The sequence below is a fragment of the Streptomyces sp. NPDC049040 genome (assembly GCF_043197715.1).
GTDB lineage: Bacteria > Actinomycetota > Actinomycetes > Streptomycetales > Streptomycetaceae > Actinacidiphila.
In genome coordinates this window covers 89,109-110,829 of the sequence record NZ_JBICTO010000004.1, presented here as the reverse complement: position 1 = coordinate 110,829, position 21,721 = coordinate 89,109, and the positions used below count along the sequence as shown (strand labels likewise).

Annotated in this window: 20 protein-coding genes and 1 pseudogene; 10 read left to right on the top strand and 11 right to left on the bottom strand. The window is 72.6% G+C overall.

The genetic code is table 11. The annotated features are described in order from the left end of the window. Positions 1 to 3: 3 nt before the first annotated feature. Together ACGFMP_RS13085 and ACGFMP_RS13080 are read right to left on the bottom strand one after the other, a co-directional pair. Positions 4 to 1,011 carry an iron-siderophore ABC transporter substrate-binding protein gene (locus tag ACGFMP_RS13085; protein WP_393672268.1) on the bottom strand — a complete coding sequence of 336 codons (1,008 nt, stop codon included), beginning with the start codon at positions 1,009 to 1,011 and terminating at the stop codon, positions 4 to 6. Then, a complete protein-coding gene (locus ACGFMP_RS13080) occupies positions 1,008 to 1,880 on the bottom strand; it encodes an ABC transporter ATP-binding protein (RefSeq protein WP_393672267.1) in 873 nt (290 codons plus the stop codon). Before ACGFMP_RS13080 ends, ACGFMP_RS13085 begins: the two co-directional genes overlap by 4 nt. Positions 1,881 to 2,070: 190 nt before the next feature. Between ACGFMP_RS13080 and ACGFMP_RS13075 the strand changes: the two genes are divergently transcribed. Then, positions 2,071 to 2,511, top strand: a complete 441-nt coding sequence (locus ACGFMP_RS13075; RefSeq protein WP_393672265.1) for a hypothetical protein — start codon at positions 2,071 to 2,073, stop codon at positions 2,509 to 2,511. An 86-nt stretch (positions 2,512 to 2,597) separates the two neighbouring features. On the opposite strand, the gene ACGFMP_RS13070 is transcribed toward ACGFMP_RS13075, so the two are convergent. Together ACGFMP_RS13070 and ACGFMP_RS13065 are read right to left on the bottom strand one after the other, a co-directional pair. After that, the gene (locus ACGFMP_RS13070; protein ID WP_393672264.1) at positions 2,598 to 3,425 is read right to left on the bottom strand and encodes a crotonase/enoyl-CoA hydratase family protein; all 828 of its coding nucleotides are present in this window, start codon (positions 3,423 to 3,425) and stop codon (positions 2,598 to 2,600) included. Beyond that, on the bottom strand, positions 3,422 to 4,525 hold the full coding sequence (locus ACGFMP_RS13065; RefSeq protein WP_393672263.1) for a cytochrome P450: 1,104 nt from the start codon (positions 4,523 to 4,525) through the stop codon (positions 3,422 to 3,424). Before ACGFMP_RS13065 ends, ACGFMP_RS13070 begins: the two co-directional genes overlap by 4 nt. A 12-nt stretch (positions 4,526 to 4,537) precedes the next feature. On the opposite strand from ACGFMP_RS13065, the gene ACGFMP_RS13060 reads away from it, so the two are divergent. Next, entirely contained in the window at positions 4,538 to 4,750 is a 213-nt protein-coding gene (locus tag ACGFMP_RS13060; RefSeq protein WP_393672261.1) for a hypothetical protein, read from the top strand. 6 nt (positions 4,751 to 4,756) lie between these two features. Here the strand turns inward: ACGFMP_RS13060 and ACGFMP_RS13055 are convergent, their stop codons facing one another. Further along, a complete protein-coding gene (locus ACGFMP_RS13055) occupies positions 4,757 to 6,121 on the bottom strand; it encodes a histidine-type phosphatase (RefSeq protein ID WP_393672259.1) in 1,365 nt (454 codons plus the stop codon). Positions 6,122 to 6,415: 294 nt separating this feature from the next. On the opposite strand from ACGFMP_RS13055, the gene ACGFMP_RS13050 reads away from it, so the two are divergent. After that, complete coding sequence (locus ACGFMP_RS13050; RefSeq protein WP_393672258.1) at positions 6,416 to 6,697, top strand: DUF2087 domain-containing protein; 282 nt, start codon at positions 6,416 to 6,418, stop codon at positions 6,695 to 6,697. Between the two features lie 49 nt (positions 6,698 to 6,746). On the opposite strand, the gene ACGFMP_RS13045 is transcribed toward ACGFMP_RS13050, so the two are convergent. Next, entirely contained in the window at positions 6,747 to 7,640 is an 894-nt protein-coding gene (locus ACGFMP_RS13045; protein WP_393672257.1) for an NAD-dependent protein deacetylase, read from the bottom strand. A gap of 271 nt (positions 7,641 to 7,911) precedes the next feature. Next, positions 7,912 to 9,789, bottom strand: a complete 1,878-nt coding sequence (gene dxs / locus ACGFMP_RS13040; RefSeq protein ID WP_393672256.1) for a 1-deoxy-D-xylulose-5-phosphate synthase — start codon at positions 9,787 to 9,789, stop codon at positions 7,912 to 7,914. A gap of 156 nt (positions 9,790 to 9,945) precedes the next feature. Here dxs and ACGFMP_RS13035 point away from each other — a divergent pair, with 156 nt between their 5' ends. Continuing rightward, entirely contained in the window at positions 9,946 to 10,533 is a 588-nt protein-coding gene (locus tag ACGFMP_RS13035) for a TetR/AcrR family transcriptional regulator (RefSeq protein ID WP_393672255.1), read from the top strand. A gap of 16 nt (positions 10,534 to 10,549) precedes the next feature. Here ACGFMP_RS13035 and ACGFMP_RS13030 read toward each other — a convergent pair whose 3' ends face one another. Beyond that, the gene (locus ACGFMP_RS13030) at positions 10,550 to 11,473 is read right to left on the bottom strand and encodes a deoxyribonuclease IV (RefSeq protein ID WP_393672254.1); all 924 of its coding nucleotides are present in this window, start codon (positions 11,471 to 11,473) and stop codon (positions 10,550 to 10,552) included. 223 nt (positions 11,474 to 11,696) lie between these two features. Then, positions 11,697 to 13,397, bottom strand: a complete 1,701-nt coding sequence (locus ACGFMP_RS13025) for a beta-N-acetylhexosaminidase (protein ID WP_393672253.1) — start codon at positions 13,395 to 13,397, stop codon at positions 11,697 to 11,699. Between the two features lie 322 nt (positions 13,398 to 13,719). Here ACGFMP_RS13025 and ACGFMP_RS13020 point away from each other — a divergent pair, with 322 nt between their 5' ends. The 4 genes and pseudogenes from ACGFMP_RS13020 to ACGFMP_RS13005 all read left to right on the top strand — a co-directional run bounded on the left by ACGFMP_RS13020 (position 13,720) and on the right by ACGFMP_RS13005 (position 17,531). Continuing rightward, positions 13,720 to 14,733, top strand: a complete 1,014-nt coding sequence (locus ACGFMP_RS13020; RefSeq protein ID WP_393672251.1) for a DUF4331 family protein — start codon at positions 13,720 to 13,722, stop codon at positions 14,731 to 14,733. Positions 14,734 to 14,898: 165 nt separating this feature from the next. After that, positions 14,899 to 15,363, top strand: a pseudogene (locus tag ACGFMP_RS13015) (carbohydrate binding domain-containing protein); the annotation flags it as partial. 45 nt (positions 15,364 to 15,408) lie between these two features. Next, the gene (locus ACGFMP_RS13010; protein WP_393672801.1) at positions 15,409 to 16,422 is read left to right on the top strand and encodes a right-handed parallel beta-helix repeat-containing protein; all 1,014 of its coding nucleotides are present in this window, start codon (positions 15,409 to 15,411) and stop codon (positions 16,420 to 16,422) included. A gap of 233 nt (positions 16,423 to 16,655) precedes the next feature. Next, on the top strand, positions 16,656 to 17,531 hold the full coding sequence (locus ACGFMP_RS13005) for a hypothetical protein (RefSeq protein WP_393672250.1): 876 nt from the start codon (positions 16,656 to 16,658) through the stop codon (positions 17,529 to 17,531). A gap of 131 nt (positions 17,532 to 17,662) precedes the next feature. On the opposite strand, the gene ACGFMP_RS13000 is transcribed toward ACGFMP_RS13005, so the two are convergent. Next, positions 17,663 to 18,712: a hypothetical protein gene (locus ACGFMP_RS13000; RefSeq protein ID WP_393672249.1), complete on the bottom strand. Its 1,050-nt coding sequence runs from the start codon at positions 18,710 to 18,712 to the stop codon at positions 17,663 to 17,665. 160 nt (positions 18,713 to 18,872) lie between these two features. On the opposite strand from ACGFMP_RS13000, the gene ACGFMP_RS12995 reads away from it, so the two are divergent. Next, complete coding sequence (locus ACGFMP_RS12995) at positions 18,873 to 19,604, top strand: SOS response-associated peptidase (RefSeq protein ID WP_393672248.1); 732 nt, start codon at positions 18,873 to 18,875, stop codon at positions 19,602 to 19,604. 101 nt (positions 19,605 to 19,705) lie between these two features. After that, positions 19,706 to 20,641 (top strand): aldo/keto reductase family oxidoreductase, encoded by a 936-nt coding sequence (locus tag ACGFMP_RS12990; protein ID WP_393672247.1) that lies wholly within the window; start codon positions 19,706 to 19,708, stop codon positions 20,639 to 20,641. Between the two features lie 158 nt (positions 20,642 to 20,799). On the opposite strand, the gene ACGFMP_RS12985 is transcribed toward ACGFMP_RS12990, so the two are convergent. After that, the gene (locus ACGFMP_RS12985; protein WP_393672800.1) at positions 20,800 to 21,675 is read right to left on the bottom strand and encodes a Gfo/Idh/MocA family protein; all 876 of its coding nucleotides are present in this window, start codon (positions 21,673 to 21,675) and stop codon (positions 20,800 to 20,802) included. Positions 21,676 to 21,721: the final 46 nt, after the last annotated feature.

Sequence of the window (21,721 nt, the reverse complement as noted above, 5' to 3'; positions counted from 1 at the left end):
GCGCTACGTCGTCAGCGCGGCGACGACGGCGTCGGCGTACGCCTCCATCGAGGCGGGACCGCCGAACATCCACACGCCGTCGGGCAGCCGGTCGACATGGCCCGCCTTGACGAAGGGCAGCGACTTCCACACGGCGTTCTTCGACAGGGTGTCGGCGAACGGGTCGCCGTCGACGGCGTTGGCGAGGTAGGTGAACCTGGCGTCACCGAGGCCGGTGAGGCCCTCCACGTCGGTGGTCGCGAGGCCGTAGTCCTTGTCGCCCTTGACCGTCCAGGCGTTCTCGAGACCGAGCCGCTCGTTGACGGCGCCGATCAGCGAGCCGCCGGTGTAGGGGCGGATCGACACCTGGTTGGACTGGACGTAGGCGTCGGCGAAGGCGTACCTGGCCCCGGCGAGGCCCGCGGCCTTCAGGGCGTCCCGGCCGGCGGCCATCTTCGTGTCGAAGGCCCGCTCGGCGGCGGCCGCCCTCTGCTCCGTCCCGGTGGCCCTGGCGATCAGGTCCAGGTTCCTGGTCATGAGGCCGATCTGGTCGGCGGCGTCGGCCGACCGCACTTCGAGCACCGGCGCGATCTTGCGCAGCTGCGCCACCGCCGACTGCGTCAGGTCGGTGGTCGCGACGATGAGATCGGGGTCGAGTGTCGCGATGGTGTCCATGCTGGGCTCGCCGCGGGTGCCGATGTCCCTGGGGGAGTTCTTCAACGGGACGGCGGAGTCCCACGCCTGGTAGCCCTTCACATCGGCGACGCCCACCGGGTCCACGCCGAGGGTGACGAGGTCCTCCACGACGTTCCACTCGGTGCCCACGACCTTGGTGGCGGGAGCGTCGAGCTTCACCGTGGTACCCGTCGCGTCGGTGAGGGTGATCGGGCCCGCCGCGGTGGCCGGGGCGGGCCCGGCGGCGGAGGTGGGCGCGGCGTCGGCGGCCGGGTGGGTCGTACCGCAGCCGGTCAGGGCGAGCGCGGCAACGACGGCCGCCGCGGCGGCGGTCGGGGTGAGGCGGGGGCGTCTCATGAGGAGGGGCGGAGCCTTTCGTTCCGTGTGTGGTGGCGGCCGACGGCGCGGGTGCGCAGCCTGCCGGTGGAGGGGTCGGTGTCGACGTCGATCCGGATTCCGTAGACCTCCGACAGCCGCTCGGGCGTCAGTACGTCCTCGGGCCGGCCGTCGGCGATGATCCGTCCGGCGTCGAGCAGTGCCACCCGGTCGGCGACGGCGGCCGCCTGGTCCAGGTCGTGCAGGACGACTCCGACGGCGATGGAGTGCTCGTCGGCGAGATCGCGGATCAGGTCGAGGAGTTCGATCTGGTACCGCAGGTCGAGATAGGTGGTGGGCTCGTCGAGCAGCAGCACGCCGGTCTCCTGCGCGAGGCAGCCGGCCAGCCACACCCGCTGCAGCTGTCCGCCGGACAGGTGCTCGACACCGCGGGCGGACAGGTGCTCCACGCCGGTCAGGCCGAGCGCGCGCTCCACCGCTGCGGAGCCCCCGGGGTCCGGCCGGCCCCAGCGGCCGCGGTGCGGGTAGCGGCCGAACTCGACCACGTCCCGGACGCTGAGCCCGCCGGGCGTGGGCCGTCCCTGCGTCAGCAGGGCGACCCGCTGGGCGAACTCGCGCGGGTCGAGGCCGAAGCCGTCGGTGGTGTCGTCGGCGCCTGCCCGCAGCGTGAGCGTGCCGCTGCGGGCACGCTGGAGACGGGCGAGCGTGCGCAGCAGCGTCGACTTCCCGCTGCCGTTCGGACCCACGAGCGCGGTCACCTCGCCGGGCCGGATCGCGATCGCGGCGCCATGTACGACGTCGACGCGGTCGTACGCCACCGTCATTCCCGTGGCCGACAGTTCCTGGGCACGCGGACGCGCCCGGCTGTCGGCTCCCTCACCAGCCGTCATGCAGATTAGGTTAGCCTAACCTTAGTGATGCGTTCTGTTGGGCCCCACGCGCCGCGGGGGGAGCCGCCGCGCGGGTTTCAGGGGAAGTCGTCGGGCCTCCTGGAGGGTGCCGGACAGCCGAGCGGCCATGAGCGGGGCGGCCGCCGGTAGGTTGAGGGCGTCAGGGACCGGGGGAGACGAGGGTGAACGCGTGAACAGCGGTCTGCGGCGTGCGGCGGTCGAGGCGCTCGCGGAGCTCGGGCGGAGCGACGACCACCGTGACCGGGCGGACGCCGGTCAAGGTCTCGCGGGATTCGCCGACATGGAGGCGGCGCTCGCACCGCTGCTGGACCTCGTGCTCGACCCGCGCGACACCTTCGTCACCCGCAGGACCGCCGAGGCCCTGCTCCGGCGCAAGGACAGGAGCGGGCTGGCGGCAGTGGCGTCCGCGCTGGCGGTCGCCGGCGGGAATCACGGCGACTGGATCCACACCGCGATCCTCGATGTGTTCGGCGTCTTCTCCGACGAGCGTGACATCGCGGTGCTGCTGTGCGAGGACATGTCGCGGGACACCGACCGCAGGGTCGCTCACGGCGCACGTCTGATGCTGGAGATCCTGGCGGAGATCGATCCCGCCCTGCGGACCCTTTAGGGCCTGGCCCGCGAACCCTGCCGGGCCCGCCCCCGGGCAGGCCTCGGCCGCCGTCTTCCCTGTTGCCGACGCCTGGTGGCGGGTGGTCAGGCGGTCCAGTCCGGTGGCCGTTTCTGGCAGAAGGCGAGGGCGCCTTCCGCTGCCGCGGTGGAGTGCGCGAGCGGTTCGCTGAGGGGGTCCTGGACGGCGAATGCGGCGTGGTCGTCGAGACCGCGGGTCGCCTCGACGATCCGCCGGGTGACTCGGACGGCGTCAGGGGAGTTGGCGCGGACGCGGTCGGCGAGCGCGAGGGCTGCCCGCACGGCTTTGCCTTCGCCGGTGAGCTGGTTGACCAGGCCGTGCCGGGCAGCGTCGGCGGCGGACAGCGGGGCTCCGGTGAGGAGCATCTCCATGGCCAGGTGATGGGGCAGCCGGGACGGGAGCCGGATCGCGCCCCCTTCGGAGGCGATGAGTCCGCGGCTCACCTCGGGCAGGGCGAAGAAAGCGGTGTCGGCCGCCGTGATCAGGTCGCAGGCGAGGGCGAGTTCGAGTCCGCCGGCGACCGCGGCTCCTTCGACGGCGGCGATCAGCGGCTTGGCGCGGCGGACGCGGGTCAGCCCCGCGAGTCCGCGGTCCGCGACGGTGGGCACGCCGTCGGTGGGAAAGGCCTTGAGGTCCATGCCGGAGCAGAAGTGGCCGCCGGCGCCCGTCAGGAGGCCGACGTGCAGCTCCGGGTCGGTTTCCAGCCGGGTGAGGGCCGCATCCAGGGCATCGGCCAGGGACCGGTCGAGGGCGTTGCGCACGCCGGGCCGGTTGAGGGTGATGACCAGCGTGCCGTCGTGGCGCGCGGTCAGTACCACCGGTTCGGGGACCTGGGAGGTCACGAGGTCCTCTTCCTGCGGTGTGTGGTGGTGGTGCGGGAGCCGGGTTGTCACTGCCGTACGAGAGGCAGCGCGGTGAGCCCGCGCATCACCCGGGCCGGGCGCCAGGGCAGTTCGTCGAGGGGTTTGGCCAGGGCCACGGTGCCGAGGCGTTCCAGAAGCAGCGGGAAGGCGATGGCACCTTCGAGGCGGGCCAGGGCAGCGCCGATGCAGAAGTGGGGGCCGTACCCGAAGGCGAGGTGCTCGTTCGGGGTGCGGGCCAGGTCCAGGGTGTCGGGTTCCGCGAAGCGCCGCCGGTCCCGGTTGGCGGACCCGATGAGGAGGCTGACGATCTCCCCCTCGCCGATGGTCCGCCCGTGCAGTGGGACCGGCTCGGCCGCGCAGCGGAAGGTCGCGTCCCGCACGGGGGAGTCGTAGCGCAGCAACTCCTCGACCGCCGTGCCCAGGAGCCGGGGTCCGGCGTCGCGGCCGGTCAGGCGGGCGGCCTGGTCGGGGTGGCGGAGCAGGGCGAGCATGCCGTTGCCGATGAGGTTCATGCTGGTGTCATGGCCCACCAGCAGGAGCAGGTAGGCGGTGGAGCGCAGTTCCTCCTCGCTCATGGCCCCGCTCTCGTCGCCGGCCCTGACGAGTGCGCCCAGCAGGTCGGTTCCGTCCTCGACCCGGCCGGACCGCTTTCCTGCGATCAGGACGTCCAGCAGCGCGTGCAGGTCCTTCTCGGACTGCCGGGTGTCCACGGCGGGGTCAGGGGCGATGGTGGACATGAGCGTGTCGCGGGTGGCGGGGGTGTCGAGCGCTTCCGGTACTCCCAGGACCGCGCAGATCATCCGGAACGTCAGCGGCGCTGCGAAGTCCGCGATGACGTCGATGTGTGCGTGTTGCTCGACCCGGTCCAGCAGGCGGTTCGCCACGTCGCGGATGACCGGTTCCAGCAGCGCGATGCGGCGGGGGACGAACGCCGAATTGACCAGGGTGCGCAGCCGGGTGTGGTCCGGCGGGTCGGCGTGGACCAGGTGGCGGTTGAGCCCTGCAGGGCCCGGCACGTAACCCGGGACTCTGCCCGGTTCCTTGCTCAGGCGCGGGTCGCTGAGCAGTGCGCGGACATCCTCGTGGCGGGAGATCTGCCACACCGCCGGCCTGCCGGGCCGGTGTTCCACCCGGGCGGGATCGTGCTCACGGAGCCAGGCGAAGTACGGGTAGGGATCCCGCACCCGGGCTGCCACGAGTTCGGCGGGCGGGCACACAACAGCATCAGCTGGCACGGCTTCTCCGGCTCGGCGTCGATCGTCGGACACCACGCCAACGACGACCTGCCCCGGGGGATACGCCGGCGTGAGCCGGACGGGGTGTCGGCGCCCACCACCGTCGACGGCAGGTCGTGACCGCGGTCAGCTCCGGCCGTAGCAGCTCTTGAGCTCGTCGAGATCGTAGAAGTTGCTGCCCCTGGCGATCGGCTTGCAGGAGGGCTTGAACGCCGTCTCCTTCTCGTTGCGGAGCATCCGCACCAGGTACTTCGTGCCCTTGCCGTTGTGCGGGGTGCCGGCGTAGAGGTCCCACTGGATGTTCGCCGCCATGGGGGCGACGTCGGCGCCGCGCCACGGGTTGTTCCGGTACGTGTACGGGTGGTCGGGGTCCGCGTCGGCGGCCTCGGCACTGCCGGGCAGCCGGAGCAGTACGGCGAGCGGCTCGACCTCCTCCGCGTGGGTGAATCGCAGGACTGCGCCCTTGTCGCTGCTGCCGTCGGCCTTCGCCTCGGCCTGCGCGAACAGGTCGTCGAGCAGCACGCCTGCCATGTCGTAGGTGATGGTCCGGCCGCTGAAGGCGGGGCCCTTCTGGTAGAACTCCTCGGCGTCGTCGAGGTAGGCGAACCAGCGGGCGTCGGCCGCAGGCAGGAAGGAGTCGAGGTCCACGGCCGGAGCCTCGGCCCGCAGGTCGGCCGCGGCGCTGTAGAGCTCGTAGAGCGAGCGGGAGAAGGAGATCTTGTCGTCGTCGGAGATCGTGGCGGCGAAGTGCTCGGCGAACAGCCCGGAGACCACGTGCCCGGCGGCCTTGGCGGTGTTCGGCCGGCCGTCGATCCTCGCGATCACCGCGGCCAGGTCGGGGTCGTCGGCGAGGTACGCCTGATAGTCGGCGTTCTGCGGCTGCTTGTGGAAGTACAGCAGGTCCTTGTCGGTGACCGGGGACTGGATCAGCGGGGCCAGGGCGGGGTCGCCGGCCTTCAGTCCGTCGGTGAACGCGTCGGCGCTGGCCACGGCACGTGCCACGCCGGAGGTCTCGACCTCGATGGGCTCGCCCTTCGCCTTCACGGCGGCGAACAGGGAGGGAAGGCGCCGCTCCATGCGCAGGGCGGTGTCCCGCTGCTCCTGCACGCCACGGCCGGCGAGGCTGCCGTAGCCGATGCTCTCGGCTCCGGCCAGCAGGGCCTGCACCTGCGGCGCCAGCCGGGCACCGAGGCGGGTGAGTCCGCCCTGCGCACCGGCGCTTGCCAGCACCGCGAGGACGGCGTCACCGTCGCTGCTGTCGGTCATGGCCCGCGAGCCGTGCCGGGCGACGTTCTCGGTGAAGACCGGGGCGAAGCCCTTCGGCGCCGCCTCGTAGTCCCGGAGCCGTTCCTGCGGCGTGTACGGGGTCTTCGTCGTGTAGTAGTGCGGCGCGCCGTGCGGGAGTTCCCTTGCGGAGGCGCTGGGAATCGTGACGGCGGCAGCGGTCAGCACGGCGACCAGTGCGGCGCCGGCGGCAGCACTACGCTTCATGGAGGTGCCCTTTCAGGGACGGAGCTCTCGCGCCCGGCGGGCCCGACGCCCGCACCATCACCCTCCGGGTGAACGTCCCACCGACGGCCGGACGTCCGGCAGATGTGCCGCGGACGAACGTCCGGGAGCGAGCGGGCCCTCACGCGGTCATCGAAGGTTCGGCCGCCCCGGAGACGGGCACCCGGCGCGTCACTTCCGCGGCCAAGGCGGAAGGGGGTGTCCCGCGGATGCCCCGGTCCTTCCATGCTAAGGAAATGCGTTGACGTCGGCGACAGGCGGCCGCAGGGTGGACGGGTGAGCACCGACGACGAAGCCCGGCAGACGGCGCACGGCGTGACCGATCTGTTCTCACGCGGGCGGCTGACCGCCATCCCGCGTCGCCCCGCCCGTCGCGAGCAACTGCTCGGTTATCTGGCCGCCCGCCTGTTCACCGGCGGCCGCGTCTACACCGAGCGCGAGGTGAACGAGGCCCTCTCCACCGTGCACGAGGACACCTCCGCGCTGCGGCGCTACCTGATCGAGGAGGGCTTCCTCGGGCGCACCAGGGACGGCGCGGTCTACCAGCGCCTGCGCTGAGCCGGCCGCGGTGGCGGCCTCCGCCTCATCGCTGCCGATCCTCCGCCCGTCAGGCGTCCAGGGCGTCGGCGAGGGTGGTGAGCGTCGGTCCGAGCGGCAGGTCGAGCCGTAGCGCCGCGAAGCTGTCCCCGCGGGTGGGGCCCTGGTTGACTATCGCCACCGGCGTGCCCAGGCGCGCCGCCCGCCGGACGAAGCGCAGCCCGGACATCACGGTGAGGGACGAACCGAGGACCAGCAGGGCGAACGACGCGTCCACCAGGTCGTAGCACCGGTGGACACGCTCGGCCGGCACGTTCTCCCCGAAGAAGACCACGTCGGGCTTGAGCGTCCCGGTGCCGCAGGCCTCGCAGGCCACGACGCGGAATTCCGCGGCACGGGCCGCCGGGAGCTCGGCGTCGCCGTCCGCGTTGGCCTCGGCGGCGACGGCCCGGAAGCCGGGGTTGACCAGGGCCAGGCGTTCGTCCAGGCGCTCGCGGTCGCTGCGGTCGCCGCAGTCGAGACACACGACGCGGTCGAGCCTTCCGTGCAGGTCGATCGCCTCAGCGGTACCGGCGGCCGCGTGCAGGCCGTCGACGTTCTGGGTGACCACCCCTGAGACGAGCCCCGACCGCACCAGACGCGTCACGGCCAGGTGACCGGCGTTGGGCCGGGCACGTGCGATGGCCTGCCATCCCAGGTGGCTGCGGGCCCAGTACCTGCGCCGGCCGGCCTCGTCCGCGATGAACTCCTGGAAGGTCATCGGTGCCGATCGCCGCCGGCGGCCGGTGACCCCGCGGTAGTCCGGGATACCCGATTCCGTGGACAGGCCCGCCCCGCTGAGGACGACCACGGAGCGCCGCCCGGCCAGGAACCGGACCAGTGCCCCGGCGCCCTCTCCCGGCGCGTCCCCGGTCCTGCCGGCGCCGCCTGCCGCCGCCGGACCGGCCACGGTACGGATCTCCATGACAGCAGCCTACGCGCGCCGGCCCCGGCCGCGCGGACCGCCCATGCCCACCGGCCGGTGCCGGCACCGGCTCCACGTCGACGCACAGCACGCTGCTGTACGACACGCTGACGATGGCCAAGCCGTATCTGGTCAACCCGGGGCGGTTCCCCAGCACCGTCATGAACAGCACCTCGGGGCAGATCGCGATCCGCAACGGGCTGCGCGGCCGGGCGTCCTGCGACCGGCACCGGCCGCCGCCGGGTGCCTCGGCGGCGCGCGCGCCGGCAGGTCAGGCGGCAGCGCCGGCGGAGGCCCCGGAGATCACGGCCTCGGCGATCGACCGGGCGGTGAGTCCGGCCTCGGCCAGCAGCTCTGCCCGGGTGCCCTGCTCGGGAAAACCGTCGGACACTCCGAGCACGTGGACGTCGGCGGTGCTGCCCGCGTCGCTCAGCTCCTGGAGGAGACAGGTCCCGACACCTCCGGTGCGCAGCCCGTCCTCGACGGTCACGACGCGCCGGTGGCGGGCCGCCATCCGCAGCAGCTCCCGCGGCAGGGGCTTGACCCACCGGGGATCCACGACCGTGGTCTCCACACCCTGCGCGGCGCACAGGTCCGCCGCTTCGAGCGCCGCGCGCGCCATGGTGCCCACGGCGACCACCAGGACTCCGGTGTGCGACTCCCGCAGCACGTCGACACCGCCCGAGCGGCGTACCGCGGGCAGGGCAGGGCCCACGGCGCCGCGCGGGAAGCGGATGGCCGTGGGCGCGTCCCCGATCCGCAGCGACTCGCCCAACTCCTCGTGCAGCGAGGGGAGGTCGCGGGGCGCCGCCATGCGCAGGCCCGGTACGGCCTGGAGCAGCGCCAGGTCCCACATGCCGTTGTGGCTCGGGCCGTCGTCCCCGGTCACGCCGGCCCGGTCGATCGCGATCGTGACCCCGAGCCGGTGCAGCGCGAGGTCCATCAGCACCTGGTCGATGGCCCGGTTGAGGAAGGTCCCGTAGAGCGCCACCACCGGATGCAGGCCGCTCATGGCCAGTCCCGCGGCCGAGCCCACCGCGTGCTGCTCGGCGATGCCGACGTCGAAGAAGCGCGAGGGGTACTTTTCCGCGAAGCCGGTCAGGCCGACCGATCCCGGCATGGCCGCGGTGATCGCGACCACGTCCTCGCGCCCGGCGGCGGCCGCGACCAGCTCCTGTCCGAACGCGGCGGACCAGGTCAGCCCGCTGGGCCGCAACTGCGTGCCCGTGGCCGGGTCGATGGTCCCGATGCCGTGGAAGTGGTCCGCCTGGTCCTCCTCCGCGGGCCGGTATCCCTCTCCCTTGCGGGTGACGCAGTGGACGATCACCGGGGCCCGGCACGCCTTGGCGCGTTCCAGCGCCTCCTCCAGGGCGGCGATGTCGTGGCCGTCGACCGGGCCGAGGTACTTCAGGCCGAGGTCCTCGAAGAGGGCCTGCGGCGCGAGCGCGTCCTTGATCCCCTTCTTGGCGGCGTGCAGCGCGCGGTAGACGGTGTGTCCCGTCGGGCCGGCGCCGTCAAGAGCCTGCTTGCCCCAGCCCAGCAGGCGTTCGTACCCCGCGTGGGTGCGGAGCGCCGACAGGTTGCGGGCCAGTCCGCCGACCGTCGGCGCGTACGACCGGCCGTTGTCGTTCACGACGATCACCACCGGGCGTTCCGGCGCTGCCGCGATGTTGTTGAGGGCTTCCCAGGCGGCCCCGCCGGTCAGGGCGCCGTCACCGACGACGGCCACGATGTGGCGGCCGGGATCGCCCTTCAGCCCGCGGGCCTTGGCCATGCCGTCGGCGTAGGACAGTGCCATGGAGGCGTGCGAGTGCTCGATGTGGTCGTGGACGGACTCGCCTCTGCTGGGGTAGCCGGACAGGCCGCCGCGGCGGCGGAGGCCGGAGAAGTCCGCCGCCCTGCCGGTGACCAGCTTGTGGACGTAGGCCTGGTGGCCGACGTCCCACAGCAGCGTGTCGCGGGGCGAGTCGAAGGTGCGGTGCAGGGCAAGGGTCAGCTCGACGACGCCCAGGTTCGGTCCGAGGTGGCCGCCGGTCTCCGCCACATGCCGCACGAGGAAGTCGCGGATCTCCCGGGCGAGGGTGTCGAGTTGCGCGGGGCCCAGGTCGCGCAGGTCCGCGGGCTCGGTGATGTCTTCCAGCAGGGGCATTCGGTTCTTCTCCTTGCCGGGATGGTGTCCCGCGGGCCTTCGGTGTCCGCCGGCGCCGGAGGGCGCAGCCCTCGTCCCGCACCGGCGGGAGAATACTCATTCTCACTGCCGGCTGTAGTCTAGAGAACGGTCATTCTCGCCAGCAAGAGGGGTCCCGTGGCATCGACGACAGCCGCCCATGAGGTCTTGCGCAGCCGGCTGCTCGACGCTGCCGAGCAGGTCTTCTACGCGCGCGGCATCCAGGCGGTGACCATGGGGGACGTCCGCGCCGCCGCGGACCTCCCGATGCGGCGCGTCTACCAGCTGTTCCCGAGCAAGGACGACCTGGTCGTCGCCTTCCTCCGGCGACGCCACGACCGCATGATGGCGGCCATCGAGGACTACGTCTCGGACGTCGAAGCGCCGCGGCGGCGGGTGCTGGCGATCTTCGACTACCTCGACGAGTGGTTTCGCCAGCCCGACTTCCGCGGCTGTCCGTGGATGAACGTGTACGGGGAGCTCGGGCCCACCAACCCTGCCGTGGCGGCCGAGGTGCACCACCACCAGCGGGCGTTCCGCGCCCTGGTCACCGGCATCGTCGCCGCGTCGGGCTACACCCCCGCGGTGGCGAACGCCGTCTACCTCCTGGTGGAGGGCTCGGTGGCGACGGCGGCCGTGCAGCACGCCGCCGATCCGGCCGGTGAGGCCCGCAGCGGCGCGGAGATGCTGCTGGTGCACGAGGGGTCCCGCGCCCTCGCCAGGTGAGCGGCGGGTCCGCCGGTCACCGCCCGGCGGACCCGCCGGGAGCCGCGGCGTGACGCTCCCCTTGCGCGCGGTCGCGTGCCCGCAGCGCCTTGAGGAAGGCGACGTCCTCGCGGTGCGACGGTGTCTCGACCAGCATCGGTATTCCCTCCAGGGCCGGTGCGAGGAACAGCCCGGCGAAGGCGTCCGCTCCCAACCGCCCCTTCCCCAGGGACTCGTGCCGATCGCGGTGGGAGCCGGCGGCGTCCCGGCTGTCGTTGACGTGGACCAGCCCGACGCGCCCCGCGCCGAGGCCCGCCGCGACCCTGCCCACCGTGCGGACGACCTCCGCCGGGGTGGTCATGGGTTCACCGGCCGCGTGCAGGTGGCAGGTGTCCAGGCACACCCCCACGCGGTCGTCGTCCAGCGCCGCGAAGTACTCGATCGTGCTGTCAGCGGTCGAGGCGAGGGCCTCCCCGCCGCCCGCGGTCGGCTCGATCAGCAGCCGGACGCCGTGCCGCTCCTGGTCGAGGAGGCTCCCCACCAGCGCGTGCAGTCCGGCCAGCGCCGCCTGACGGTGCCCGCGGACGACCGATGTGCCGGCGTGGACGACGACACCGCGGGCGCCGAGCGCCGCCGCTCGCCCCAGCGTGTGCCGGAGCAGGGCGACGGAGTTGTCCCGCGTCCCGGCGGAAGGCGATCCCAGGTTGATGAGGTGCGAGGCGTGGACGAAGACCGGGATCGAGAGCTCCGAGCAGCGCTCGCGGAAGGCTTCGTCCGCGCCGGGGTCGGCCGCGGACGTCCGCCACGAGCGAGGGCTCCCGGTGAAGATCTGGATGACCTCGGCCGCCACCTCCACCGCCTCGCGCAGCCCCACACGAAGGAGGCCGCCGCCCACGGCCACATGCGAGCCGATCCGCGGCCCGGCGGGGCCGGCCGTTGCCGAAGGGTTCGCCGTGCTCACTCGCGTACTCCGATCGTGTGCCCGATCCGCGATATGGCCGCGGGCGGGGCCGGGTGCGCCGGCGGCCGCCGACCGGAGGAGCCGGCCGGGGCGGCTGTGCGGTGCGCCGGCGATCGAGCGTACGCGACCGCGGGCCACGGACCAGGGGCGCCCTCCCGCCGCCCCACCTGCACGCGGTCCGCCCGGCAGCCGGCGGGTGGCCCCACCGGCTGCCGGGACGGCGTCAGCCGTCCGTGGGCCAGTCGACCAGCGGCGAGCGGTGGAAGTCGATGCCCAGCGCCGTCATCCTCGGCCCCTGGGCCGCCAGACGCACCCGGTAGGTGTCCCAGTCGTGCGTGGCCTCGGGCGACCAGCCGAGCTCCGCTATGCCCGGCAGCCGGGGGAAGGCCATGGCCTCGATGTCGTCGTTCGTGACGATCGTCTCCGTCCACAGCGGCGCCTCGACACCCAGCACCGCACTCGACGGCACCCCGGCGTCCGCGAGATACGTACCCGGGTCCCAGTCGTAGGAGCGGTCCACCTCCACCGTGCCCGCCCAGTCCTGGCCCAGCACCGTGTCCTCGTCGTACTTCATGTCCAGATACGAGCGGTCGGCCGGCGCGAGCACGATCCTGGTGCCGTTCTTCGCCGCCGCGGCGACCTGGGCGCGCTCCGCCGCGCCGGTGTCGTCGTAGCCCCAGTACTCGGCCACCCTTCCGTCGACCGGCGCCGCCGAGGTGATCTGGTGCCAGCCCATGACCGTCTTGCCGTACTTCTGCACGACGGCCTCCGCGCGGTTCATGAACGACACGTAGTCCGCCTGGCTGGTGGAGTGCGCCTCGTCGCCGCCGATGTGCAGGTAGCGGCCGGGCGTGATCGCGGCGAGTTCACGGATGACGTCGTCCACGAAGGTGTACGTCACGTCCTTGGGCACGCACAGCGAGCTGAAGCCGACCTCCGTGCCGGTGTAGAGGGGCGGCGCCACACCGTCGCAGTTGAGCTGCGGGTACGAGGCGAGCGCCGCGTTGGTGTGGGAGGGCATGTCGATCTCCGGCACGACCTCCAGATGGCGGGAAGCGGCGTAGGCGACGATCTGCTCGTACTGCGCCTTGGTGTAGGAGCCGCCGGTGCCGCCGCCCACCGCGGTGGACCCTCCGTAAGCGGCCAGCCGGGGCCACGACGTGATGGCGATGCGCCAGCCCTGGTCGTCGGAGAGATGCAGATGCAGCTCGTTGATCTTGTAGAGCGCCAGCTGGTCGATGTACTTCTCGACCTGGGGGACGGTGAAGAAGTGCCGCGACACGTCGAGCATCGCACCGCGGTAGGCGTAGCGCGGCACATCCGTGATGATGCCGCCCGCGACCTGCCACGGACCGTGCTGCGTGGTGCGTTCCTCGACCGAGGCCGGCAGCAGCTGGCGCAGCGTCTGGACCCCGTGGAAGAGGCCAGCCGAGGTGCGGGCGGTGACGGTGACGCCGTCCCGGCCCGAGTCGAGGCGGTAGCCCTCGGCGCCGAGGCCCGCGCTTCCCGAGGTGAGGGAGAGCCGGATGTCGTGCCCGCCCGGCGAGCCTCGGCCGCTGTCGTCGACCACCGGCAGGGCGTAGCCGGTGGACGGCCGCAGCAGGCCGGCGAGGTAGGTGCCGACCTGGTGTACGTCGCCTGCGTGTCCCTCGACGCGGATGCGCGCGGAAGGCGTCAGCGTGTACGGCGCGCCTGCCGGGTGCACCTGGGCGGGCGCGGGCACGATCTGGCCGAGCGGCCGCACCTGCGCGGCCGGGGACCCCGGCCGCGCCTGGGCGGAACCGGCGACCCCGAGAGCGGAGGCGCCGGCCGCGAGGACCAGCAGCAGCGATCCGGCGAGCCGGGGAACCGTACCGGACAGGGCGCGGCTGCGGGGCGAGTGGGGAGAGGCGGCGGCGTACGGAGCGGATCTGTGCTGTCTCACAGATGTCCCTTCGACGTGAGAGATGGAACCCGTGGCACCGAGAGGTCGAACTCTGCCCTCCCATGGGACTCGTAGGTCCCACGCGCGTCAAGGTGTAGACCAATTTTCCCGTCGTACCCGTCGCCTGGGCCTGCCGGGTGGTCGGGTGTTGCGGGCCAGGCCGCGCCTGGCAGGCATTTGTGACCTTTTGTGTTTCAGTGTCGTCCAGGTGGCATTCGTGAAGGCCGGCCGTGCCGAGGCGGCCCGAGCCCGTCGGCCGGCGGGCGCTGTCTGTGATCGTGCCGGGGTGGGTCGTGTTCCATCGGTGAAAGGGATGTGCGGGATGTCGAATCACTTCACGGGTTTGAGCCTGGGCCCGCCGCTGGGAGACCAGCGGCTGGACCTCTGTGATCTGTACGCGTTTCAGGCGCCTGCCGACCCGGCGCGGACGGTGATCATCCTCAATGCCAACCCGAACGCGGACGCCCTGCACCCGGACGCGATCTACCGGGTGAACATCGACAACGACGGGGACGGCCTCACCGATATCGCGGTGAGCTACGTCTTCGCCCCTCCGCAGGGCGACCGGCAGACGTTCAGCGTGTTCCTTGCCAGGGGCGAGGAGGCCCGTTCGCCCGAGGCCGTCGGCGAGAAGGTCGTCTCTGATGAGGAGGTGTCGTTCGGGACCCGGGCCCGGATGGTGCGTGCGGGTGACATCACGTTCTTCGCCGGCAGTCGCAGTGACGCCTTCTTCTTCGACTTCGACGGTGTGGAGAAGCTGTTCGACACCAGTGGCGGCCGGAACTTCACCGCGCCGCACCTGGGCGGCAAGTCGCCGTGGACCGGCGTGGACTCCAACGCGTCGGCGAACGTGTTCTCGACGGTGATGGAATTGCCGACCGCGGACTTGGGCGCCGACCCCGACATCCGCATCTGGGGCCGCTGCAGCCTGCGCAAGGACGGCCGCCTGGAGCACGTCGACCGCGCCGGTCACCCCTCCGTCAGCAGTTTCTTCAACACCGACGAGACGAAGGTGGAGTACAACGCCGCCGAGCCGGTGAACGACCGTGCCCGGTGGACCGACCAGTTCGTCCACCTCATGGGGCACACCGGCAACTACTCGCGGGAAGAGGCCATCGCGGCGATCGACGCGGAAGGCCTGCTGCCGGACATGCTGACGTACGACCCCTCGAAGCCGGCCCGCTATCCGAACGGCCGGATCTTCACCGACGACGTCATCAACCACCGCCTGGCGTTCCTGTCCAAGGGCGACATCCCGCCCACCGGACTCTCGCCCCACACCGACGTCCTCGACGAGTTCCCCTACCTGGGCAACCCCCACCCGGCGGCGGGCTGACCGCGGTTTCCGCTTCCACGTCCTCTGACGCGAACGCGGTCGTACCGCCGGGAATCGGTCTGGTCCTCATCCGGCCATGACCGTTGACACGGTTCGGCGCCGACGTATATCCCCTTCCTGCTCCCCGTCCCCTCCGGGACTCCCCCCACAGCAGGAGGCGCCGTCGTGCCGACATCCCCCACCCGGCCCCGCCGGATTCCCCGCATACCTGCGGCGGCCATCGCCGCCGCATCCGCGTCCGTCCTCGCGGCCGTCTCGTGCCTCGCGGTCCTGCCGGGCGCCGCGTCCGCCGACAGCGCCCCCGGCCTGCTGGCGAACGGGGGCTTCGAGAGCGGCACCACCGGCAACTGGGTCTGCGCCGGCCGCTCGGCGGTCAGCACCGCGGCCCCGCACTCCGGTGCGTACGCGCTGCTGTCCTCGCCCGGCAGCAGCGACACCGCTCCGTGCTCCCAGACCGTCCCCGTCCAGCCGGGCGGCCGGTACGCGCTCAGCGCGTGGGTGAAGGGCGCGTACGTACGACTCGCGGCATCAGGTGACGCGGTCCAGCAGTCCTCCTGGACGGGATCCTCGGCCTGGACCCAGCTCACCGTGAACGTCGTGGCGGGGCCGGCCACGACCGCGCTCACCGTCACCGTCAGCGGCTGGTACGCCTCGGGTGACGTGTCCGCCGACGACATCGCGCTCACCGGACCGGCGGCCGGCGCGACCCCCACCACCACCGCGACCCTCACCACCACCGCGACGCCCACGCCCACGTCCTCGGCCACGGCCACAGCCACATCCACGCCCACCGCTCCGGGTGGCGGCCAGGTCGTCGACGTCGCCGACAGCAAGGGGCTCAAGGCGGCGCTGGCCGCGGCCGCCCCGGGGCAGACCATCCAGCTGGCCGACGGCACCTACACCGGCAACTTCAAGATCACCGCCGCCGGCACCGCGGCAGCGCCCATCACCCTGACCGGCTCGGCGAAGGCGGTGCTGACCACGTCCAGCGGGGGCGGAAACGTCATCCAGCTCACCGGTTCGCCCTACTGGACGATCAAAGGCCTGACGCTGACGGGCGCCCAGAAGGGCATCATGATCGACGCCTCCGACCATGTCGCCGTCGATTCGGTCGAGGTGCACCACATGACGATGGAGGGCATCCACTTCCGCACCTCAAGCAGCTACGGCGTGGTCCGGAACTCGTACATCCACGACACCGGCACCTCGCGCAACGGCATGGGCGAGGGCATCTACGTCGGAAGCGCCAACACCCTCGGCGACACCAGCGACCACGTCCTGATCACCGGCAACACCATCGGCCCCGACGTCGGAGGGGAGAACATCGACATCAAGGAGGGGACCACCGGTGGCGTGATCTCCGGCAACACCTTCGACGGCAGCGGGCTGACCGGCGCCAACTACGACGACTCATGGGTCGACATCAAGGGCAACGGCTACACCGTCTCCGGCAACCGCGGCACCCGCACCACCGATGACGGATTCCAGACCCACAGCCAGTACCCGGGCTGGGGATGCGGCACGGTCTTCCGCGCGAACTCCTCCGACCTCACCGGCGCCACGGGACCGGACCGCTACGCCGTCCACGTCACCAACTACGACCCCGCCACCTGCCCGGTCACCGTCGCCGCGGACAACACCGTCACGGGCGGCAACGGCCTGGTCAACCCCGGTATCCCCGTGAGCTGACCGGCCGGGTCCCGGCGTAGGCGCCAGGACCCGCCCCCGCACGGCGCCGCGCACGCCGCCTTCCGCGTGGTGCCGTGCACCCGGGCAGGACCGTCCCGGTATCACGCGCGGCAAGGCCGCCGTCGACGTGGTCCGCACCGGCTGAAGGCCCCGCCGCCTCCGGGCGGGACGGGGCGAGGGCACCGAGCGGTGCCACCTCCTCGCCGCGCCGTGCGACTTGTAGTCTGATCCGCATGACGGACCCCCGCGCCGGCCGCCGCTGCCACACTCCCCTCAACGCACTGCACTCCACCGTGTACTTCTCGCCGGAGTTCGACGCGGAAATGGAGACCCTCGGTCTCGCGGGGGCCCCCGGCGCCTACTTCAGCGCCGGGGGTTACTTCGCGGCACGTTCCGCCGCGATGGGCGCGGTCGGCCCCGGCGCGGTGACGGCGACCTTCTTCAACTTCAGTCACACGCTGATCGCCCAGCACCTTCCCGGCGCCTGGACCGTCGCCACCCCCGGGCAACTGCTGGCCGCGCGCCTGCGCGTTGTCGACAGGCTGCTGCGGCGGTTGCTGGGCGACGAGGCGCTGGCTTCCAAGGAGATGGCCGAGGCTGCCGAACTGGCCCTGCGCGCGGCCGGCGGCTGCCACCGTGCGGGCCGCCCGCTGTCCGCCGCCGAGGCGGACCAGCCCGTGGCGCAGGAGCCGCACGTGGCGTTCTGGCAGGCGGCGACCGTCCTGCGGGAGCACCGCGGCGACGGCCACATCGCCTTGCTGACGCATGCGGGCCTGGACGGGCTGGAAGCCCTTGTCTCCCATACGTCCTCCGGCCGCGGCTTCACCCCCGCCTTCGCCCGCTCGACCCGCGGCTGGAGCGAGGAGGAGTGGTCAGCGGCCGAGGAGCGCCTGCGGGGCAAGGGCCTCCTGGACGCGGACGGCGAACTGACCGAGGCGGGGACGACCCTGCGGGTGGATCTGGAACACGAGACGGACCGCTTGGCCGCCGCCCCCTACGACCACCTGGGAGCAGCCGGGGTCGAACGCCTCACGGAGCTCGCGGGCGGCTTCGCCGCGATGGCACTGGGCAACGGGGCGTACCCGAACGGCATCTTCGGCAGGAAGTGAGCCGGCATAGACGGCCCCGGGGCTCGGGGCAGACCCACCCCGGCCCGGGTGGGCGGGGCACACCGCGTACCGAACATCCCACGAACCCGGACCGCGGGCCGTCTCACAGGCCGCGGGGTGCCGTGGGGAGTTCAGGCCGCAGGGGCGGAACGGCGCGCCTTCGCCCACCGGGTGAACGCGGTCGCCCGGACCCGCGCGAACTCCATGCGGGGGTCGGGGCGGTAGGTCCACGGGACGGCACCGGCGTAGCCGCCTATCGCGCGGAACTGCTCGGTCGCCTCCGCGTACCGGTCCGTCTGCGTCAGCGCGTACGCCAGCACGTGACGGGCGACGGGAAGCCGGTGGTGGGTGGCCGGCGCCGCGGCGACGGCGTCCAGGGCGGCGCCGATCGCGGCCGCCACGTCGGGGCGGACCCAGACGTCCTCGGCACCCATGGATTCCTCCTCGCAGCGGGCGAGCAGAGGCAGTACGGGCAGCAGACTGCCGCGCGGGGCCGACGCGGCGGCCTCGTCGGCGAAGCCGGTCATCAACCGGTGCGAACCGCGCCACTTGGCGGACCAGTACTGAAGTGCCCGGTCGTGTGCGCCGTAGTGGTGCGGATCGCGTGCGGTGATCTCGGACCACAGCTCGGCGAACCGGTCGTGTGGCCAGCCAAGGCCGTAGGCGACGGAGATCCGGGCGACCCAGGGGGTGGGATCGTCGGCCGCCAGCCGGGCGGCCTCCGTGCAAGCGGGCAACGCCCGTTCGAGCCCCCGCCGGAAGCCTGCCAGCCGGTCGCCCGAGGTACTGTCCGCGAATCGGCCGCCCCGGACGATGAAGGCGTGCCGCACCATCCCGGCGCCGTACACCAGCGCCGCGCCGGGATCGTCAGGGCGCGCTGCGCGCCATGCGGCGAGCCACGAGGCGTCGCGTGCGGCGGTGTCACCCAGCCGCTGCGCGCGGTACCAGCGCACATCCCAGTCCTCTGCGCCGGTCTGCGCGAGGTAGTCTGCGGCGCGCTGCCAGTCGCCGCCGGCTGCGGCGTCCAGCACCGCGTCGGCCTCGGGGTCGGGTCCCGGGCGCCGGATGTCGAGCCGCGACGGCGGGACGAGTCCGTGGGCGGCGGCCAGCCGACGCCCCGTCAGGGACCGCCGGATGGAACGCCCCAGGATGGTACCGACGGCGACGGGGACGGGAATCACGACAGGGACCGCGGCCTTCCGGGCGGGAAGCGGGCGATGGGAACACCCGCTCGAAGAAGCTGCATCATACCGACGGCCGGCCGGGGCGCCGCACCGGCCGTCGCCCGGCCCGGGAGCCGGTTCAGGCGTGCCGGCCGCCTGGCGTGGCAGGGTGGGAGGTATGTGCGGTCGATATGTCTCCACCCGTAGCCCGGCCGAGCTCGCCGGGCTGTTCGATGTCACCTCGGAGCCGGAACCTGACCAGCTGCTCGAGCCGAGCTGGAACGTGGCGCCGACCGATGGGGTGTGGGCGGTGCTGGAGCGCGCCGACCGCGACACCGGTGAGGTGTCGCGGCAGCTGAGGGCGCTGCGGTGGGGGCTCGTGCCGTCCTGGGCGAAGAGCCTCGACATCGGCGCGAAGATGATCAACGCCAGGGTGGAGACGGTGCACGAGAAACCCGCCTACCGGCGCGCCTTCGCCAAACGGCGGTGCCTCCTGCCGGCGGACGGGTTCTACGAGTGGCAGACCGTGCCCGCCTCGGGGGGCCGCAAGGCCCGCAAGCAGCCGTACTTCATCGCACCCGAGGACGGCGGCGTGATGGCGCTGGCCGGGCTGTACGAGTTCTGGCACGACCCCAAGGCCGCCGAGGACGACCCGGGCGCCTGGTGGGTGACCTGCACGATCATCACCACCGACGCCACCGACGCCGCGGGCCGCGTCCACCCCCGGATGCCCTTGGCCGTCAAGGCGCACGACTACGAGGCGTGGCTCGATCCCGCACACCAGGACACCGACGACCTGCGGGCCCTCCTGACCTCTCCCGCCGAAGGGCACCTGGACGCCCGCGCGGTGAACACCGCGGTCAACAGCGTCCGCAACAACGGCCCCCACCTCCTGGACGACGGGGAGTAGCGGCACGGGCCGGCCTGCGCACGCGGACCCTCCGCCTCCTCCGGCGCGCAGTGGGCCTGCTTGTACTGTGCAAACCTGAACATTCGAAAGGGAAAACCTTCGTGAAGACCTTCACCATGCCCGGCACCGACATCCTCGCCCCGAATGTCGTGCTCGGCCTGATGCGTATCGCCGACAAGTCCGACGACGACGTCCGCGAACTCGTCCGCACCGCTCGCGACGCGGGCATCGACTTCGTCGACCACGCCGACATCTACGGCGGCGAGCTGCACGCCTGTGAACGCCGTTTCGCCGAGGCGATGGAGCTCAGCCCGTCGCAGCGCGACGAGATCACGATCCAGACCAAGGCGGGGATCGTCACCGACGGGCCGTACTACGACTTCTCCTACGAGCACATCGTCAAGTCGGTGGAGGGTTCGCTCGCGGCCCTGCGGACCGACCGCATCGACATCCTGCTGCTGCACCGCCCCGACGCGCTTGTCGAGCCGGAAGAGGTGGCCCGCGCCTTCGACGAGCTCGAGTCCTCCGGCAAGGTGCGCGCCTTCGGTGTCTCGAACCAGACCCCGGGCCAGATCGATCTGCTGCGCAAATACGTGCGTCAGCCCATCGTGGCCAACCAGCTTCAGCTCTCGATCACGCACGCGCCGATCATCGCCCAGGGGGTGGCAGCGAACATGCTCGGGGAGCAGCAGGCGGCCACTCTCGACGGCGGCGGGATCGTCGACTACTGCCGCCTGAACGACATCACCATCCAGGCGTGGTCGCCCTTCCAGGCCGGCTTCTTCACCGGTGTCTTCCTCGGCTCGCCGGAATACCCCGAGCTCAACGCCGTCATCGACCGCCTGGCCGGCCAGTACGGTGTTCCCCCCATCGCGATCGCGACCGCCTGGATCACCCGCCACCCCGCCCGGATGCAGGTCGTACTGGGCACCACAAGCCCGGAGCGCGTCGCGGGCGCCGCGCAGGGTTCCGACCTTCGGCTCACCCGGGCGGAGTGGTACGAGCTGTTCCGCGCCGCCGGCCACCGCGTCCCCTGAGCCCGGGTGCGGGGCACCACCTGCTCCTGCGGAACCGCCGGAAGCGTCGGGTCCCGGAGGCAGCGTGGCGCCCCTCGCCGGGCGTGACCGCGGGCCGCACCCGTCGCACCGGCGGCGGGTGCGGCGGCTCCGCGGCGCCGATCAACCGTCCTGCCCGGTCAGGGCCTGGTGCCGGGAGTGGAGGCCGCTGCCATGTGCAGGAGTTCCTGGAGGCGCAGGCCCCGTGCCGCGTCGATGGGTGAGGGGACGCCCGTGCGGACCGCTTCCGCGAACTCGCGGCGGAGCACCGGCCAGCACTCCTCGTGGTCGAGTTCCGCGGTGTCGTAGACGACTTCCTCGCCGGGCCCGTACAGCTCGATCCGGGTACGGGCCCGGGGGAGCAGGACCGAGCCGGACAGGGACGCCTGGCTGACGGCGCCGTTGGTGTGCTCGCACGTCAGCTCGATCCAGCGCGTGGAGTCCCCCGTGCTCCGGATGGCGGCGATGGGGCCGACGGCAAGGTCGAGGAGGTCCAGCAGATGCGGGCCCAGGTCGTGGAGGGCCCCCTGGGCCAGCCGCCAGGGCGTCGCGAACTCCCCGCCGAGGAAGGCGCCGTGCAGGTAGCACGAGCGCGCGCCGCTCACCTGCGTGTTCTCCGCCTGCCGCAGGAAGGCGCGGGTCGCGGGGTGGTAGCGCTTGGTCAGGACGAGCTGCGAGACCACGCCGTGTTCTGCCACGGCCTCGGCGACGCGGCGGGCCGAGGCCAGATCGGCGCCCAGGGGCTTCTCCAGCAGCAAGGGCTTGCCCGCCCGGGCCGCGCGGACGGCCAGTTCGGCCTGGACAGCCGGGGGCACGGCGAAGGCGATCGCGTCGCTGCGGTCGAGCAGTTCGTCGAAGGAGGCCGCGACGGCGGCGCCGTAGGGCGCCGCCGTCTCTCGGGCGGCTTCGGACCGCCGGGCCCAGACCGCGGTCAGGACGGTCTCGGGTCCGGCGGCCAGCATGCGGGCGTGCATCGTCCGCGCCCAGGGACCCGCGCCTGCCAGGCCCACCCTCAGCGGGGGCGGGGGCGCCTCGGCGGACCCGGGGTTCCCCGGGGAGGGG